This is a genomic window from Bacillus sp. V5-8f (assembly GCF_002863565.1).
Classification (GTDB): Bacteria; Bacillota; Bacilli; order Bacillales; family DSM-1321; genus Peribacillus.
In genome coordinates this window covers 373,041-389,905 of record NZ_PGUW01000005.1, presented here as the reverse complement: position 1 = coordinate 389,905, position 16,865 = coordinate 373,041, and the positions used below count along the sequence as shown (strand labels likewise).

The window sequence follows — 16,865 nt, the reverse complement described above, 5'->3', positions numbered from 1 at the left end:
TGCTTTTATCCTTTAAAAGCTGGGAAACGAATAAGATTAGTAGTTTTTCAAGAGGCTAAAAATAACTGGCTGGACACCTCAGATTTAATAATATTAGCCAATATAGAATCGTGGTTTCTTAGTTATGTAAGGTTGAATTTGCCTGCAAATTTATCAGATCCGAGGTTGATAATCTAGCTTTTTTTACTTGCAGCGTGCCGATATTGAACCAATCTATTAACCCTTTAGGAGTACAAATAACAATTGGTATTACTATATGATATTGATGACAGATCAGTGAATGATATAATAGAAAAGGCAGATTCAGGCCTTTCCCAGGCAAAAACCGAGGGAAGGAATAGAGGTATGTATACTGTATTTTAAGATAATTCTAAAAAGTCGAAGTTAAGGAGAGATTTATATTCACTATCTATTTAATGTACCCGGGAGAAATAGCTGGAAGAGGTATGTTCTTTCATTAATCATAATTATTATTTCCGTTATATTAGGGAGCCTCATTTACGGGGTTCTCGGCATGATTGAGATGAGCATGAAGGGAACGTTACCTGCTTACATGCAGGGAACTTCCGACTCGTTTATCGGCGTAAGTCCTACGAATGATCTGCTATACAGTAATTTAATGAATGTTGTCTGGATGCTCGGTTTATGGTTCGTTATAAAGGTGATTCACAAACGGAAGCTGCGGACACTTGTAACAGCACGGCCAAAAATAGATTGGAAACAAGCTGGTTGGGGGTTTGCCGTATTCTTTGGTTTAATGATAGCGTTCCAAGTGCTTGATTTTATAATTTTCCCAGGTGATACGGTACTTAATAATTTTTCCTGGGGTGCTTTCTTTTATTTGTTTCTTGTGGTCCTTTTCCTGGTCCCAATCCAGACGACAGTCGAAGAGTTATTCTTCAGGGGCTTCCTGTTGCAGTGGTTCGCCAAAAAGATTGCCAGCCCTATTACCTTATCTATCATCATCGCTGCCATATTCGGTTCCCTCCACTTTTCGAATCCGGAGATGGGACGTTCGGCAGTATGGGTAGGCTTGGATTATATTTTCACTGGTTTTATGCTTACTTGGATTGCCGTAAAAATAGGCAGCCTTGAGCTTTCAATTGGAGCCCATGCTGCTAATAATATGTTTTTGTTCTGGTTCATTTCAGACGAGCAATCAGTAGGCGGGGAACTCCCGTCAATCTTTAAAGTAACAGATGTGAATCCTATGCTTTCATTCTTAATGACGGCAGCTATTCTGATTATTTTTTATGTTTTATCGCGTAGAAAGTATTTAGTTGGGAAATAAATTCATGTTAAAACTGGTTAGGCTGATCTATACAGGGCTAGCCTTTCTTTTAAAGAGATTAAAAACGGAATTTTGTATCGGATTGTAATTCTTGTAACATAAATGTAATGGTTCTATTACAATTTTGCCAATGATTGATGATATACTAATTTCAGCCTAAATAACTTAGTAGATATTAACTAGTTTCAACAGAAATTGACAGCATTCTGAGAATTTCGCTGCCTGTTTCGTAGATACATATTCACAGGCAGAATGAACAGTGCAAAACTAAAAGCAAATGATTACGTGTCGAACTGCTGTATAATCTAGAAAATGACTACTCCTTTAACATATAGATACAGAGTTTGGCCTGGAGAAAGCGGGGAACGAGAGTGTTGAAAAGAAGGTTAATCGCGTTACAAACTGCCATATTACTTGGAACTGGCAGCGTATTCACCATTCCGGCAGCTAAAGCTGCACCGATCAATGAAATAAAAGACCAGCAGAATAAAGTTGCAAACGACCGTTCAGAAATTAAGGGCAAGATTGAGAATGCAAATCAAGAAATCACATTTCTGAAGCAAAAGCAGGACCAGCTGAACATCCAAATTAAACGAATTGAAACAGCAATCAAGGATAATACTAGTAAAATAACAGAAACAAAAGAAAAAATTTCTGATACAAAAACTGATATAGACACACTTAAGGTGCAAGTTGCAGAATTGGAAGATAGAATCGAAAGGCGTAACGAAATCCTGAAAGAAAGGGCGCTTTCATTCCAGGAAACCGGTGGAGATGTCAACTATCTTGAAGTGCTGCTCGGTTCCACAAGCTTCCGGGATTTTATCGACCGTGTAGGTGCTGTTGCAACAATTGTTGAAGCGGACCGTGAAATCATTCAGCAGCATGAAGCCGACAAATCAGAATTGGAAGCAAAGAAATCCGACGTTGAGCAAAAGCTTACCGACCTAACTGATTATAAGCTGGAGCTTGAAGGAATGATGGCCCAGATTAAAGAGCAGGAAAATCAGGCGAAATTGGTGAAGAGTGAGCTGAATGAAAAACAAAAGCTTGCGCTTGCTTTGAAGGCGAACCTCCAGAAGAAGGATACCGTACTTGCTGCTCAGCAAACAAAGCTTCAAGAGGAGATGCAGCTTGAAGCCAAGCGACAGGCTGCGATTAAGGCAGCTGAGGAACGTGCCGCTAAGCTGCGGTCGATTGCTTCCACAGGCTCGAACAACAATTCGCCTGGCGTTTCGTATAAAGGTTCCGGAGCCAGGTCAATTGTTGTCAATGCCGGCAATAAATATATCGGAAACTCTGTGTATGTATTCGGAGGCGGCAGGACAGCATCCGATATTGCAAACGGACGATTCGATTGCTCGGCGTTCACTTCTTGGGCCTTTGCCCAGGCAGGAATCAAGTTAGGAGCTCATACGGATATTCAAAAGCATGCTGGACGCCAGATTACACTTAGCCAAGCCCTTCCTGGTGATCTGGTATTCTTCAATACGTATAAAAAAGATGGCCATGTAGGCATCTATCTCGGTGGCGGTAAATTCATCGGATCCCAAAGCTCAACCGGAATCGCCATTGCAAACATGTCAAGCGGCTACTATGCAAAGAAGTTTAACGGCCGTGTTGTAAGGATCTTAGAATAATAGTTTCAAATGCAGGCGGGGGTTTCCCTGCCTTTTTCCTAATTAATAGCAATCTATTAATTTTTTCTGACATTTACCTGTTTAAACAACCCTTTAATAGGAAAAAATAATGGCATAAAAGAATATAAAAAATGAAAAAAAGTGAAACTTTTTTGCACCTAGCCCGTATATACTATTGCCGATAAAAGAATAGTGCCGAAAAAATCACCAACGTATATCACAAAAAATTGGAGGACAATACTATGGTAAAAAAGATACTCACTGCAGCAGTTTTAATGTTTTCACTTGCTTTTACACCTGTAGGCAGCGTTGTTTACAACAGCGGCCATGATCAAGTGGCTAGCGCGAAATCCTACAAATCGGGCAAGCGAGGGTATAACAACAATAACCCATCAAGTAATTTTCAAAACAGACAGAATAATAATGTAAACCGTCCTAATAATAACTTTACCCGGTCAGTTCAAAAAAGAGGCGGCTTCATGCGCGGCATGCTATTTGGAGGGTTGGCAGGGTTCCTGCTTGGCGGCATGTTAGGAAACTTGGGGGCTTTTGGTGCTATTATCGGATTTTTAGTTAACTTAATCGCCATTATTGCGCTTATCGCTATCATCCGCGCAGTATTTAGAATGCTGAGAAATAATCGGAGACGCCAGGATGATAACCAATGGAGACGTTAATCATTCCAGAACAGGATATCATTAATGCGGTTTGTATCTATATCGCAGAAAAAAGGCAAATCAAGCCTCAGGAAGTCGAAGTTGAATTAATGTACGACGATGATTACGGATTTTCAGCGGAGGTATATGTCGGCGATCGAAAACAGGTGTTAATCACCCAAAACCTGATTGAAGCCCTTCGCGGATGGCTTGACCAGGTGCTCCATATGAATCCGTATTCCGGAATTGAGCTTGTGCTCGATGAAGAAGAAGGGATTATTGCCCATATTAAAGGCAAATAACGTTAGAAAAGGCAAATTTCCAGCTAAGGAAATTTGCCTTTTTTTGAAATGCTTCTATAATAGGCCAACCATTTTAAGACCATGAAGGATTCCGTCATCTTGGACAGACTTTGTAACATACTTTGCCACTGCTTTTACTTTTTCTTCTGCATTTCCCATTGCGACACTATTTTTTACGCTAGAGAGCATCTCCATATCATTCAGCCCATCACCAAAAGCATATTGCTGTTCAGGAGTAAAACCTAATTTCTCCACGATTTTTTCAATTCCTTTGGCTTTTGACCCGCCTTGTGGAAGTACATCCACAGATACAGGATGCCATCTTACAAAATCAAAGTCTGGGAACGCCTGTTCATACTGTTTCTCTTCTCCTTCTGGACAGAACAGGAGACTTTGATATAGTTTGCGTCCTTTGTAATAATGCGGGTCATGTATAGGAAAACGCTCAACTTTCAATGTGTGAATGCTTTCTGTAATGTAGTCATGTTCTGGTACATTCGCCGTCCATTCTTCATGGTCCATAAACACAACAGGATGGTTATTCTGAAGTGCTGCTTCTGTCAGTTTTTCAAGCGACTCAATATTTAACGGGTTTGTATATAACACTTCGCCATTTAAAACAACATATTGTCCGTTGTAACTAACAAAGGTATCTATTTCTAATTCTCTGCGTAAATTCTCGAATAAAAAAGGTGCTCGTCCTGTCGCAATTGCCACTACATGCCCTTTTTCCTTTAATGTAAAAATTGCTTCCTTAGTTGAAAGAGGCAATTCTTTATCGTGATTTAGCAAGGTACCATCAATATCAAAGAATATAACGCTTTGTTTTGTCATTCTCGTTCCTGCTTTCTAATAATGATCTGATAAAATCTTGTAAGATGTAACATACAAATCCACTTTACGATTGTAAAGTATGAAACGCATTCCAGGTCAAACCGAATTTTATAATGGTAACAACAAAAAAGAACAATTTTCTTTCTTTTTTTTGTTACCTTTCACATACAATTACATTTTTTATGTAGGGCAGTTGAATAACATATAGCAGTTATAACATTAAAAGCAACATGTAATCCATCTGAACATCACTATCAGCAATAAAAGTTTGCTTCTAAATTAAGAAAAATTCTATATCATAGCATGGTTTCGGCGAGCAGATGGTATGAACGCAGTTTTGCTTGGAAGTCATAGATATTGGTTATCACCATAAATTCATCCGTCTGATAAATTTCCTGCAGCAACATTAGCTCTTCCTTTACTTTTTCCGGAGTTCCAACAATCGTCCTGCGGCGGTTATTCCGGATGATTCGTTTGTCTTCTTCGATAAGAAAGGTGTTTTTTGCCTCCTCTATAGATGGAACCTGGGTATCTTCATTTTTCCCGACCTTCAGCAGCCAAGTATCCTGGCTTAAAGCTAATTCCTCTGCTTGCTCCTGTGTTTCTGCACATACAACGAAAATGCATACATTCATTTTAGGCTCGGAAAGCATGGGGGAGGGCTGGAATTTTGACATATATTCATCAGCAGCCCTGCGTCCTTCTCCTGGTGAAATAAAGTGGCCATATGTAAAGGAAATACCGTTTTCTGCTGCCATCCGCGCACCGCGATGGGAAATGCCTAGAAGCCATAAATCAGGATGAGATTCCGTTACTGGGGCTGCTTTTACATTTACATATGGATGGCCTTCAGGCAGGGAATCAGATAAAAAACCTTTTAAATCCCTTAACTGGCGTGGAAATTCATTCAAGCTTTTTCTTATCGAATCTGTGAGTGCCAAGCGTGTATCGGCGGCACCACCGGGTGAACGGCCTATGCCAAGGTCGATACGTCCAGGGAAAAGAGCTTCCAGGGTGCGGAAGTTTTCCGCTACTTTATATGGGCTGTATTGGGGAAGAAGCACTCCGCCTGAACCGACACGAATATGCTTGGTATGTGATGCAATATGGGAGATTAAAATCTCGGGGGAAGAGCTCGCCAAACCATTCGTATTATGGTGTTCAGCGACCCAGAAACGGGTGTACCCAAGCTGTTCAGCCGCTTTGGCAAGTTCCAATGTTTGCTGCAACGCGATGCGGGCATTGGAACCCTTTGAAATAGGAGATTGGTCGAGTACGCTTAGCTGCATGGTAAAACTCCTTTTCAGAATAAAGATAATAATAGTGTATCCTTTTTCCGGGACATTTTAAAAAGTCCTGCTTCAAAATAAAAAAGGAGGCACCTTTGATTAAGCGCTTCTTATATTGCGAGAGGGAGGTGGGAGCTCATTTCTACTCGATATTCTAAGCAACAGGTAAGGAAGATTTCCTTTATGAAGGAGAAAATCTAAGTATCTGGAAATTTTCCCATGGTTATTACTAAACAAAAACAGCCTTGGGTCGGCACAAGGCTGTAACGTGTTATTTCCATTTATAAGATTGGTACCTCACTCCGTTTTTATATTTCAAACGGTCGTCATAGAATAAATCGTCGCCAAAATGATCCCAGTAACTGTGGTTATATTTATTCCGATTGCCCAGCTTCCTCGCGCGCATGTTTAATAATCTCAACTTAAGCTTTCTCAATTCGATCACCTGTTTCTTACGCTTTTCCTTTAGTATATTCAGTAAGAAGGCCAGAGGTTTGGGCAGGTCTCCCAAATCGGTCGGGGATCTGGACCGTGAGTGGTAGGAAAAAAACAACTACACGATAAAAAACCATGTGCATTCAACTGCACATGGCCATAAATAGTTGTGGTAGCTTGCTTGATTAAAACGCCCAATCCCCGTTGCGGAAAATAGGGTCCGTACTGCCGTCTTCCTTAATTCCGTCGATATCCATTACACGGGAACCGATCATGAAGTCAACATGAGTGAGGCTTTCGTTCAATCCATTTTCTGCAAGCTCTTCCGCCGACATTTTTTTGCCTCCTTCAATACAAAACGCATAAGCGCTGCCAATGGCGAGATGGTTAGAAGCATTTTCATCAAATAATGTGTTGAAAAATAAAATATTTGACTGTGAAATTGGTGAATTATACGGAACGAGCGCAACCTCTCCTAGGTAATGGGAACCTTCATCCGTTTCTACCAATTGTTTTAGGATTTCTTCTCCTTCTTCTGCCTTTACGCCGACAATTCGTCCATTTTCAAAGGTAATAGAGAAATTATCAATAATATTCCCGGCATAGCTTAGAGGCTTTGTGCTTGCAACCGTTCCGTTAACGCCAGTTTTAACAGGAACCGTAAAGACTTCTTCAGTTGGCATGTTTGCCATGAATTCATGGCCTTTTTCATTGATACTGCCCGCTCCGACCCAAATGTGCTTATCAGGAAGTTCGATTGTTAAATCTGTTCCTGGTGCTTTGTAATGGAGTTTTTTATAATGTTTGCTATTTAAATAATTAACTTTCTCGTGTAGTGTCTCATCGTGTTTTTTCCATGCTGCAACCGGGTCATCGGAATACACACGAGTCGCGTTAAAAATTGCATCCCATAATTTATGTATTCTTTCTTCTTGCGGGGCATCGGGGAATACTTTGTCGGCCCATCCTTGTGAAGGGACCGCGACGATTGTCCAGCTGACTTTGTCAGATTGGATATATTGGCGGAATTTTTTTAGCGCTGTACCGGAGGCCTTTTGTGAGTTTGCAATCCGCTCAGGCTTTACCCCTTTCAGCAAGTCGGGACTGGATGAAATGACAGATATAAAAGCTGCTCCCTTCTCAGCCAGCTCAATCGTTTCCTTCGCGCGATGTTCAGGATATTCCTGGAACACATCTTCTGGCGCCAGATCAAATTTTGTCCGGTTTACAGTATCGTCCGACCAATTTACGACTACATTGCGTGCTCCGATTTCATAAGCTTTTTTGGCAATCAGCCGGACAAGCCCAGCACCTTCCAAGGTAGTATTAACAACAAGCGTTTGACCTTTTTGGATGTTAACCCCAACCTTTACGGCAAGCTCAGCGTATTTATCCAAATTTGTTTGAAAGTTAATCATAGCATCGTCTCCTTTTCCAAAATCTTTATTAATATTTTAGCGATTGTTTTTAAAAAAAGAAACTTTTCTGACCTTGCTTGTGAAGGTTACACAATCAGGGGAGGCCTTAATTTTAATTACAAAGGAGGGATATCATAAGATTCCCTCCCTAATTTGAAATTATTTTTTTAGAATGTCGGGATCCATCTAGCGTTTCGCCAATCATTTCACTGATGACATTAATCGCAACTTTTACCAATTTAAGGTAGTAGGGGGACTGTTTTTTCTTAACAATTATCCAAACGCAGCGGGTAGTCAAAAAAGCCGGCCCTCCTGAGAAAGCCGGCTTATAACCATTATTTATCCAGATTAATCCAAACGCTCTTTACTTCTGTATAGTTATTTAGTGCGTAAGAACCCATTTCACGGCCGATGCCGGAGGACTTAAACCCTCCGAATGGGGAAGCTGCGTCAAAGGCATTGTAGCAGTTTACCCAGACGGTGCCAGCACGAAGCTTACTAGCGACATAATGGGCATTGGAGATATCGCGTGTCCATAGCCCGGCAGCCAGGCCATAGTCACTTTCATTGGCACGTTTAATTACTTCGTCGAGGTCTTCAAACGGCATTGCAGCGATAACAGGGCCAAAGATTTCTTCACGTGCGATTGTCATTTCGTCCTTAACGGCTGCAAAGATTGTCGGCGAGACGAAATATCCTTCGTCCTGCGGCTTGCTGCCGCCAACGAGTACTTCGGCGCCTTCGTTCATTCCTTTTTCAATATAGCCGAGGACTCGGTCCTGCTGTTCCTGTGAAACAAGAGGACCGATTTGAGTTTCTGGACTTAGGCCGGCACCCTGCCTAATATTTTTGGCATGGGATGCCATGTCAGCCACCACATTATCATAATGCTTCTTTTGGATGAATACACGGGATCCAGCGCAGCATACTTGCCCTTGATTAAACATGACACCGTTAAGGGCGCCAGGGATCGCTCTTGTTAAATCGGCATCAGGCAGGATGATGTTCGGAGATTTTCCACCAAGCTCAAGGGTAACCCTTTTTAATGAATTGGAAGCATTTCTCATGATCATCTTTCCTACTTCAGTGGATCCGGTGAAGGCAATCTTGTCGACCAATTTGTGGTTCACAAGAGCGTCTCCTGCAGTTTCACCAAACCCTGGAACGATATTGATGACCCCTTCTGGGAAACCGGCTTCTTCAATTAATTCTGCCAGATAAAGAGCCGACATCGGAGTTTGCTCGGCAGGCTTCAACACTACGGTACAGCCTGTAGCCAGGGCAGCACCCAGCTTCCACATAGCCATGAGAAGAGGGAAGTTCCAAGGGATGATCTGCCCGACCACACCGACAGCCTCATGCCTTGTATAGTTAAAATAATTGCCGTTTACCGGAATGGTTTGGCCGACGATTTTCGTGGCCCAGCCGGCGTAATATCTCATATGTTCAATAGCCAGCGGAATGTCCGCATGGGTTGTCTCGTTGATTGGTTTTCCATTATCCAATGTTTCCAATTGCGCTAGTTCTGTTTTATTTTCTTCCATTAGATCTGCCAGCTTGTACATTAACCGGCTTCTTGCAGCTGTTCCCATTTTAGACCAAGGGCCTTCATCGAATGCCTTCCGTGCCGCTTTTACAGCTAAGTCGATATCCGCCTGGTCCGCTTCGTATACTTCAGCCAGGGTCTCTCCAGTTGCCGGGTTCGGTGTAGCAAAAGTTTTTCTTGAAGCGCTTTCGACAAACTGACCGTTAATATAGAGCTTTTTCGGTCCTTGAAGAAATTTTTGTAGTTTTTCGCTGATTTCTAGTGTTAGATTTGCCATAAATACCTCCTCGAATAGTCGTAATGGTATCTGCCCAAATCATGTTGAAAGTCAAGAGCTTGTAACCGTTTGCACTCTCAACCATTATCATAAACAAATTATTTTTAATTTTCAATTAATAACTACCGACAGATTACAACAGCAAGAGACAGTAATCATGGATAAGAAGGTATAAATAAATCCAGATATGAGATCTATACTAGAAGCGGTACCCTCAACAAAGTTTCAAATTTTTCCATTTGAAGGTAATATATATCTATATGTCCTTTGTATACGGGGAAATGTACTTATAAAATTGTTTCATTTAGTGTGTAAAGAATCGAAGCCACAAGTGTTAAAAGGAGAGATTGTATGAGTGAGCGGGAAGTGGGACTGGAAAAGGAACAAAAACGGGTGGATGAGGTTACTGATAAGGTGACGAAACAAATACAAGTGTTGCAAAAGGAAATCGTAGGAGCAAGTGATGAAATCGTTGCTATCAGAAAGCACTTTTGGGAGGATGTGACGGTAAACCTTGATCATCCTGATGATATCGGTGAAACATTTACGAGCATCAAGCAGCAATCAGAGCTGCTTAGTGAAAGGGAGCGCAGGCATCGTCATTCCACTAAACAGCTACATATTCTCGATAGATTAAGAAATTCTCCTTATTTTGGGAGAATCGACTTTATCGAACATGGAGAGGAAGAAGTAGAAAGCATCTATATAGGAATTGGTTCCTTTTATGATGAAGAATCGGAAGCATTCCTGGTCCATGACTGGCGGGCTCCCATTTCAAGCGTTTATTATGATTACTCGATTGGGCCTGCAGAATATCAAGCCCCCTTTGGCAAGATAACTGGACGCGTTGAATTAAAGAGGCAGTATATCATACGGAAAGGGAAACTGATCAGTGTATTCGATACTGGGGTCACCATAGGAGATGAACTGCTTCAGGAGGTTCTTGGAGGCCAGGCTAATGCCCAAATGAAAAGCATCGTGGCTACTATCCAAAGAGAACAAAACCTTATCATTCGAAGTGAGGGCAAGCGTTTGCTTGTTGTCCAGGGTGCCGCTGGCAGCGGGAAAACTTCTGCAGCGCTCCAGCGTGTGGCCTATCTTATTTACCGGTATCGGGAGCGACTTACTGCGGATCACATTTTATTGTTCTCACCAAACCCCCTATTCAACAGCTATATTGCCAATGTTCTTCCCGAACTTGGGGAGGAAAATATGCAGCAAAGTACCCTCCAGCAATATATCGAGAAAATGCTTGATGACGAATTTAACGTAGAAGATGTATTTGCGCAAACGGAATTCGTACTGGCATCTAACGATCAGCCCGGCTATGAATCGAGGCTCAAAGGGATTGCTGTTAAATCTTCTCTTGGCTTCCTGGAAATGATTGAAGATTATTATAATTCATTAATGGAAGCCGGGCTTATTTTTAAGGATGTCATGTTCAGGAAGAAAATCCTGGTTTCTGCTCAATCCATCCATGACCATTTTTACGGACTAAGCCTTACCCTGCCCATCCCGAACAGGCTGTTGCTAGTTTCCGAATGGCTAAAAAAGGAGCTCAGGCACTATGAGAAAAAAGAGATGAAGAAGTCCTGGGTCGAAGAAGAAATCCAATACTTAAGCAAAGAAGAGTATATGAAAAGCTATCAAAAGGTCAATAAAAACAAACAAGCGGAACAGGATAGTTTTGATGATTTTGATCAGGAGCAGCAGGTGTTGGCAGCTTCAGTTGTAAAAAGGCGGTATCGTCCGCTTTATAAAAAGGTAAAAGAATTTGCTTTCCTTGATGTTGCTGAACTTTACCGTAAACTTTTTCTGGGGAAAGCGGCGTCTGGTATAGCGGAGGATTGGGGACAAATCAGCAAAGATACGGTGACAAAGCTTGATGCCGGTGAACTTTATTATGAAGATGCCACTCCTTATTTATTTTTCAAAGAGAAGTTGTTAGGTTTTAAAACCAACACCTTGATTCGCCATGTTTTCATTGATGAAGCCCAGGATTACTCGCCATTCCAGTTTGCTTTTATAAAAAGATTGTTCCCGCGAAGCAAAATGACTGTACTTGGTGATTTGAATCAAACGATCTTTGCGCATGGAAATGAAGAGGGGCTCGATGTGTTGAAGACCTTATATAAAGACGAGGAAACAGAAAAAATCGTTTTGACGAGAAGCTACCGTTCTACGCGTGAACTTGTGGAATTTACCCGGGATATGCTGACTAATGGGGGAAATGACATACAGCCTTTTAATAGGCATGGAAATAAGCCCGTCGTTGTGGAAGTTACAGAAAAGAGGGAAATCACTCATTGTTTGGCTTCTGTGATTACTCATCTGAAGTCGCTAGGTCATCAAACGATCGCCATCATATGCAAAACTGCAGCCGAAAGTAAAGAGGCGTATACTCACTTAAGTGACATTATGCAGGTAAGACTGATTGGAAAAGGGAAAACGAATTACGAAGCGGGAGTAGTGGTCATTCCATGCTATTTAGCAAAGGGAATCGAATTTGATGCCGTTATCATTTATGACGGTTCGCGGGCAAGCTACGAAAAGGAAAGTGAACGGAGGCTTTTCTATACAGCATGCACAAGGGCGATGCACGAGCTTTATATCTGCAGTCCGGGCGAGATTACTCCATTCCTTGAAGGAATTTCTGCCGATTTATATGAGAGAAAAAGTTGGAAAAATGGTTGTCTATAGGAAACGATAAAAATTAAACACACAAACCGGTCATAATTGATTCCAATATTTTGCAACAAACTCTTTTCTAATGAAATGTGGGATGTTGCAACAAACCTAGGGCGTTCGCAACGCAATCCGGAATTTTGCAACAAACCCGGTTCTTTCGCAACATCTGGAATGTACCCAACAAACCCGAATGTTGGCCTAGCTATTTACGCATGTTTACAACAAATCGAAAGTCACACCAAATATCCCATCGGCGTTAATCAAAAAAGAACAAGTGAAGGCTAAGGCTCCATCACTTGTTCTTTGGTCATACGTTCGCTGTTTGTTTCAGTAGTTTCTGAAAGTCATTTATGGCAAGCGGCTTGCTGAACAGGAATCCCTGGCCTTCACTGCATTTGAGGTCTTGGAGGAATTTCAGCTGACTTTGGTCTTCAATGCCCTCTGCAACAACTTCGAGGTTCAGGTACTCAGCCATGGAAAGAATGAGAGAAACGATTGCCTGGCTGTCTTCATTGTTTGAAAGATCTGTGATAAATGAACGGTCGATCTTTAGCTTATCAATCGGGAGCCTTTGTATATAGCTGAGTGAACTGTAGCCAGTCCCAAAGTCATCCATGCTGATTTTTATGCCAAGATCCCGAAGTCCGTGCAATCGGTTAATAACAGCAGGATTTTGATCCATCATGATCGTTTCCGTAATTTCTATTTCCAGTAAATTTGGATCAAGCTCATATTCATCAAGAAAAGACTTGAATTTATCGACAATATTTTCCTGGTAAAAATGGCGCTGCGATAGGTTAATTGCAATCGGCAGTGGTTTTGTGTGTTCATCCTTCCACGACTTTAGCTGCCGGAAAACCCTTTCAATGACAATATCCTCAATTTCAATGATCAATCCATTTTCTTCGGCTATTGGAATGAACTCGTTTGGGCCAACAATACCGATTTCCGGATGAATCCAGCGGACCAAGGCCTCTGCACCTGAAATTTCGCCGGAGGTCAGCGTTACCTTCGGCTGGTAATGCACTTCAAACTCTTTTTTAACGATTGCACTTCGCAATTCATTGCTAACAATATATTTTCGTTTGCTGCTTTGTTCAAGTTCGTCAGTAAAGATTTTATAGTTGTTTTTGCCATGTTCCTTTGCATAGTACATAGCGGTATCAGCACTTTTTACAATGCTTTCCTGACTAATGCCGTGCTCTGGATATATAGCCGCACCTACACTTGCCGTGAGAACGTATTCATGTTTGCTGATAATAAACGGTTTTCTGATTGTTTCAACGATGCTGGCCGCAATTTTGCCAATGTCATCATGTTCAGTTAATCCGGGGAGAAGGAGGCTAAACTCATCCCCGCCCATCCTTGCTAGGAAAGTACGTTCTGGTAAACACTGCTTAATGCGCAATACAGCCTCTTTCAATGCTTCATCGCCAAAAGAATGGCCAAAAAGGTCGTTTAGCTCTTTAAATTTATCCAGATCAATATATAAAACTGAAAATTCATTGCCTTTCGTTTGATAGGAAGCCTCGAGGGAGCTAATTTTTTCAAAGAAAGCACGGCGTGTTGGTAATCCTGTTAATTCATCATGATAGGCGAGATATGTAATTTTTTTCTCATTGGCCTTTGCTTTTGTGATGTCCTGCACGATTCCATAAACACCTGTTATCTGCTCGTTGCTCCACATTGGAATCGATGTAACGCGTGTTTCATATATTTTTCTCTCGGCACTGATTCCTGATATCTCAAAATGGTTTGCATTCCCTTTGAAGGAATTCTCCATATACCCTATTGCTTTTTTGATATCTTTTTCTGCGACAAAGTCTAATATATTCTTTCCGATGATAGATTCTTTGGGAATCTTTGACCAGGAAATGAATTCGCGGTTGGCGGTCAGGAAGTTTCCATCCTTGCCAACCAGGAACACGGGGTTCGGATGGTGATTAAACAAAGCTTCATAGTTATGTATGTGTTCCTCCATTCTTTTTTCCTGCTCAACAATTTGCTTTTCCCTTAATAAATCGGGAAGCACGAATAACAAAATCATAATCAACAACTGAAAACAATAAAGAATCAATGGGATGCCGCTAATATTATTTTCAAACCATGTTTCTAAATTGGTTGTAGAAAAAATCATTAAATACGGAAGGCCTGCTAAAGCAATTCCCGACGTAACAGAACCCGCCAATTTCCATATAAAAGCAAGCCTGCTGCGTTGTTCACGAGTGAACTGAATCATGAATTTCACTCCTGCCATGGTTACCCCTGTAATAAACAGGAGGGTTATGGCCAGCCGGCTAATCTGCAGTGATAGGAAATCGGCAAAATGAAGATATGCCAGGGCGAAATAGACAAGAGAGATCATGGCGATAACTGCAAGCATAATCGGTATGAACCTGCCGTTTTTTCGAAGCTGTTGTTGTTTCATAGACCTAAGTAAAAAAAATGAGGTAATTATACCTATCAGCATAAAAAACGGAAAATAAACAGCTATGTAGTATAAACTGGTTTGCAATTGAAAAGAAAGGGATACAAATATTTGTGCCATCCAAAAGGATATCCCGATTCCAATCGCCCTTGTTAATAGTTCAGTGCCTTTTTCTAAACGTCGTTTTTCAAACAAACACAAATAGCTAGTAAGGATAGAAAAGAGGACCGCAACAATCATATAGTAAATATTTATGTGAATGACCTCCCGGCTCTTCAGAAAAAGCATCAAGATGATAGGAGAGAAACGTTGTCTCTTAATTTCTTTCCAAGAGTTACAGATGAAAGTAAGGCTATTGTACCAGAAAAGTTTGTAATTTTGGAAAAAATTTCTGACTATCAAAATTTTTTAAGTAGTAGAAATGTGGAATAATAGGTAAAATAGGTGAGAGATTATTTTCGAGATTAGGGCACCTGGAGGTTACTATGGTCAAAAAACAAAAAACGATTTCAGAACGCAAGCTACTAGGCATAGCTGGTACGGGATGGATGTTTGATGCTATGGATGTCGGCATGCTTTCTTTTATTGTGGTTGCGCTTGCACAGGATTGGGCCCTTTCACCCGGGGAAGTAGGATGGATTGGAAGCATGAATTCTATCGGTATGGCGGCTGGTGCGTTTGTTTTTGGAATTCTGGCTGACCGGATTGGCAGAAAAGCTGTTTTCATGATTACACTATTGTTATTTTCGATAGGCAGCGGACTGTCGGCCTTGGTTTCATCTTTTGCGCTCTTTTTAATATTGAGATTCTTCATTGGAATGGGGCTTGGCGGGGAGCTCCCAGTAGCCTCAACCCTTGTTTCTGAAAGTGTTCCGGCCGAAAGAAGAGGACGGGTTGTAGTCTTGCTCGAAAGTTTCTGGGCTGTAGGCTGGCTCATTGCTGCTTTGATCTCGTATTTCGTCATTCCGGAATATGGCTGGCGGATTGCCCTTTTATTAAGTGCTTTACCGGCGTTATATGCACTGTTTATCCGTAGGGATTTACCGGATTCACCGCGTTTTGTTTTCCAACAAAAAGAAAAAAAGCCATCTATTTCGCATAATATTAAGAGTGTGTGGGCCAAAGAGCATCTGCGCCAAACCCTTACACTATGGATCCTTTGGTTTTGTGTAGTCTTTTCTTATTATGGAATGTTTTTGTGGCTTCCAAGTGTGATGACATTAAAGGGGTTCAGCATGATCAAAAGCTTTCAATATGTGTTGATCATGACGCTTGCGCAGCTCCCAGGCTATTTCACCGCTGCGTGGTTTATTGAGAGGATGGGCAGAAAATTCGTGCTGGTAACCTATTTGATAGGGACAGCCATAAGTGCATATTTTTTCGGAACGGCCGAGGAATTGTCTTTCTTGATTATTTCTGGAATTTTTCTTTCTTTTTTCAATCTTGGAGCATGGGGCGCGTTATATGCTTATACACCAGAGCAGTATCCAACTTCCATCCGGGGGACAGGTGCGGGAATGGCTGCGGCTGTCGGCCGGATTGGCGGGATACTTGGCCCTCTTTTGGTCGGTTACATGGTCGCGCAGAATTCTTCGGTAACAAACATTTTTACCATCTTTACGATAGCCGTGCTGATCGGCGCACTAGTTGTTGGGATTTTTGGGAAAGAAACAAAAAATACGGAGCTCGCTGGGTAAAAAGGAGAAACCGCCCGTATACGAGCGGTTTGAAATTTTGGCTGTGCCGATAATGTTTTCATTGGTATCATCCATTTGTTTCGGGAATAATGCAAATAGAATAGTGATACATTAAAAAAGACCGCCGGTGCTGGTAACACCGAACGGTCATGCAATAGACGGTCCCCTGTGAAGGGCGATCAGCTACAAAAGCGGAAATAATCCACCTTATGCTTGCAGGCTCAAAGGTGGATTATTTTTTATGATCATTTGACAGGATCCCCCGCGATTAAGCTTGTAAAAGACAAGTAAAGCATTAACGCTTCAAACACTGTCATACAGCATCACCCCCTTCCATAGGGGGATGATGACCACCCTTCAGAAA

At 41.6% G+C, this 16,865-nt stretch carries 11 protein-coding genes; 6 read left to right on the top strand and 5 right to left on the bottom strand.

Annotation, left to right across the window (positions count from 1 at the left end; translation table 11 throughout):
• Positions 1–514: 514 nt before the first annotated feature.
• The 4 genes from CUU64_RS09505 to CUU64_RS09490 all read left to right on the top strand — a co-directional run bounded on the left by CUU64_RS09505 (position 515) and on the right by CUU64_RS09490 (position 3,889).
• The gene (locus tag CUU64_RS09505) at positions 515–1,291 is read left to right on the top strand and encodes a CPBP family intramembrane glutamic endopeptidase (RefSeq protein ID WP_101633361.1); all 777 of its coding nucleotides are present in this window, start codon (positions 515–517) and stop codon (positions 1,289–1,291) included.
• 371 nt (positions 1,292–1,662) lie between these two features.
• Positions 1,663–2,931: a coiled-coil domain-containing protein gene (locus CUU64_RS09500; protein ID WP_257985471.1), complete on the top strand. Its 1,269-nt coding sequence runs from the start codon at positions 1,663–1,665 to the stop codon at positions 2,929–2,931.
• Positions 2,932–3,173: 242 nt separating this feature from the next.
• Complete coding sequence (locus CUU64_RS09495) at positions 3,174–3,608, top strand: hypothetical protein (RefSeq protein WP_101633358.1); 435 nt, start codon at positions 3,174–3,176, stop codon at positions 3,606–3,608.
• Positions 3,596–3,889 carry a YxcD family protein gene (locus CUU64_RS09490; RefSeq protein WP_101633356.1) on the top strand — a complete coding sequence of 98 codons (294 nt, stop codon included), beginning with the start codon at positions 3,596–3,598 and terminating at the stop codon, positions 3,887–3,889. Before CUU64_RS09495 ends, CUU64_RS09490 begins: the two co-directional genes overlap by 13 nt.
• 54 nt (positions 3,890–3,943) lie before the next feature.
• Here CUU64_RS09490 and CUU64_RS09485 read toward each other — a convergent pair whose 3' ends face one another.
• The 4 genes from CUU64_RS09485 to CUU64_RS09470 all read right to left on the bottom strand — a co-directional run bounded on the left by CUU64_RS09485 (position 3,944) and on the right by CUU64_RS09470 (position 9,688).
• Positions 3,944–4,723 carry a Cof-type HAD-IIB family hydrolase gene (locus tag CUU64_RS09485; protein ID WP_101633354.1) on the bottom strand — a complete coding sequence of 260 codons (780 nt, stop codon included), beginning with the start codon at positions 4,721–4,723 and terminating at the stop codon, positions 3,944–3,946.
• Positions 4,724–5,019: 296 nt separating this feature from the next.
• Complete coding sequence (locus CUU64_RS09480) at positions 5,020–6,012, bottom strand: LLM class flavin-dependent oxidoreductase (protein ID WP_101633352.1); 993 nt, start codon at positions 6,010–6,012, stop codon at positions 5,020–5,022.
• A 620-nt stretch (positions 6,013–6,632) separates the two neighbouring features.
• Positions 6,633–7,865 (bottom strand): aminopeptidase, encoded by a 1,233-nt coding sequence (locus tag CUU64_RS09475; RefSeq protein WP_101633350.1) that lies wholly within the window; start codon positions 7,863–7,865, stop codon positions 6,633–6,635.
• A 335-nt stretch (positions 7,866–8,200) separates the two neighbouring features.
• Positions 8,201–9,688 carry an aldehyde dehydrogenase family protein gene (locus tag CUU64_RS09470; protein ID WP_101633346.1) on the bottom strand — a complete coding sequence of 496 codons (1,488 nt, stop codon included), beginning with the start codon at positions 9,686–9,688 and terminating at the stop codon, positions 8,201–8,203.
• Between the two features lie 351 nt (positions 9,689–10,039).
• Between CUU64_RS09470 and helD the strand changes: the two genes are divergently transcribed.
• On the top strand, positions 10,040–12,388 hold the full coding sequence (helD, locus tag CUU64_RS09465; protein WP_101633343.1) for an RNA polymerase recycling motor HelD: 2,349 nt from the start codon (positions 10,040–10,042) through the stop codon (positions 12,386–12,388).
• Between the two features lie 295 nt (positions 12,389–12,683).
• Here helD and CUU64_RS09460 read toward each other — a convergent pair whose 3' ends face one another.
• Positions 12,684–14,924 (bottom strand): EAL domain-containing protein, encoded by a 2,241-nt coding sequence (locus CUU64_RS09460; RefSeq protein ID WP_180954527.1) that lies wholly within the window; start codon positions 14,922–14,924, stop codon positions 12,684–12,686.
• A gap of 365 nt (positions 14,925–15,289) precedes the next feature.
• On the opposite strand from CUU64_RS09460, the gene CUU64_RS09455 reads away from it, so the two are divergent.
• Positions 15,290–16,501: an MFS transporter gene (locus CUU64_RS09455; RefSeq protein ID WP_101633341.1), complete on the top strand. Its 1,212-nt coding sequence runs from the start codon at positions 15,290–15,292 to the stop codon at positions 16,499–16,501.
• The last annotated feature ends 364 nt before the right edge of the window (positions 16,502–16,865 follow it).

What these genes read in the sequence shown, in the direction of transcription:
- CUU64_RS09480 (WP_101633352.1), bottom strand. Translation starts at nt 6,012, where the DNA reads ATGCAGCTAAGCGTACTCGACCAATCTCCTATTTCAAAGGGTTCCAAT.
- CUU64_RS09460 (WP_180954527.1), bottom strand. Translation starts at nt 14,924, where the DNA reads ATGGCACAAATATTTGTATCCCTTTCTTTTCAATTGCAAACCAGTTTA.
- CUU64_RS09495 (WP_101633358.1), top strand. Translation starts at nt 3,174, where the DNA reads ATGGTAAAAAAGATACTCACTGCAGCAGTTTTAATGTTTTCACTTGCT.
- CUU64_RS09505 (WP_101633361.1), top strand. Translation starts at nt 515, where the DNA reads ATGATTGAGATGAGCATGAAGGGAACGTTACCTGCTTACATGCAGGGA.
- CUU64_RS09470 (WP_101633346.1), bottom strand. Translation starts at nt 9,688, where the DNA reads ATGGCAAATCTAACACTAGAAATCAGCGAAAAACTACAAAAATTTCTT.
- helD (WP_101633343.1), top strand. Translation starts at nt 10,040, where the DNA reads ATGAGTGAGCGGGAAGTGGGACTGGAAAAGGAACAAAAACGGGTGGAT.
- CUU64_RS09455 (WP_101633341.1), top strand. Translation starts at nt 15,290, where the DNA reads ATGGTCAAAAAACAAAAAACGATTTCAGAACGCAAGCTACTAGGCATA.
- CUU64_RS09475 (WP_101633350.1), bottom strand. Translation starts at nt 7,865, where the DNA reads ATGATTAACTTTCAAACAAATTTGGATAAATACGCTGAGCTTGCCGTA.
- CUU64_RS09490 (WP_101633356.1), top strand. Translation starts at nt 3,596, where the DNA reads ATGGAGACGTTAATCATTCCAGAACAGGATATCATTAATGCGGTTTGT.
- CUU64_RS09485 (WP_101633354.1), bottom strand. Translation starts at nt 4,723, where the DNA reads ATGACAAAACAAAGCGTTATATTCTTTGATATTGATGGTACCTTGCTA.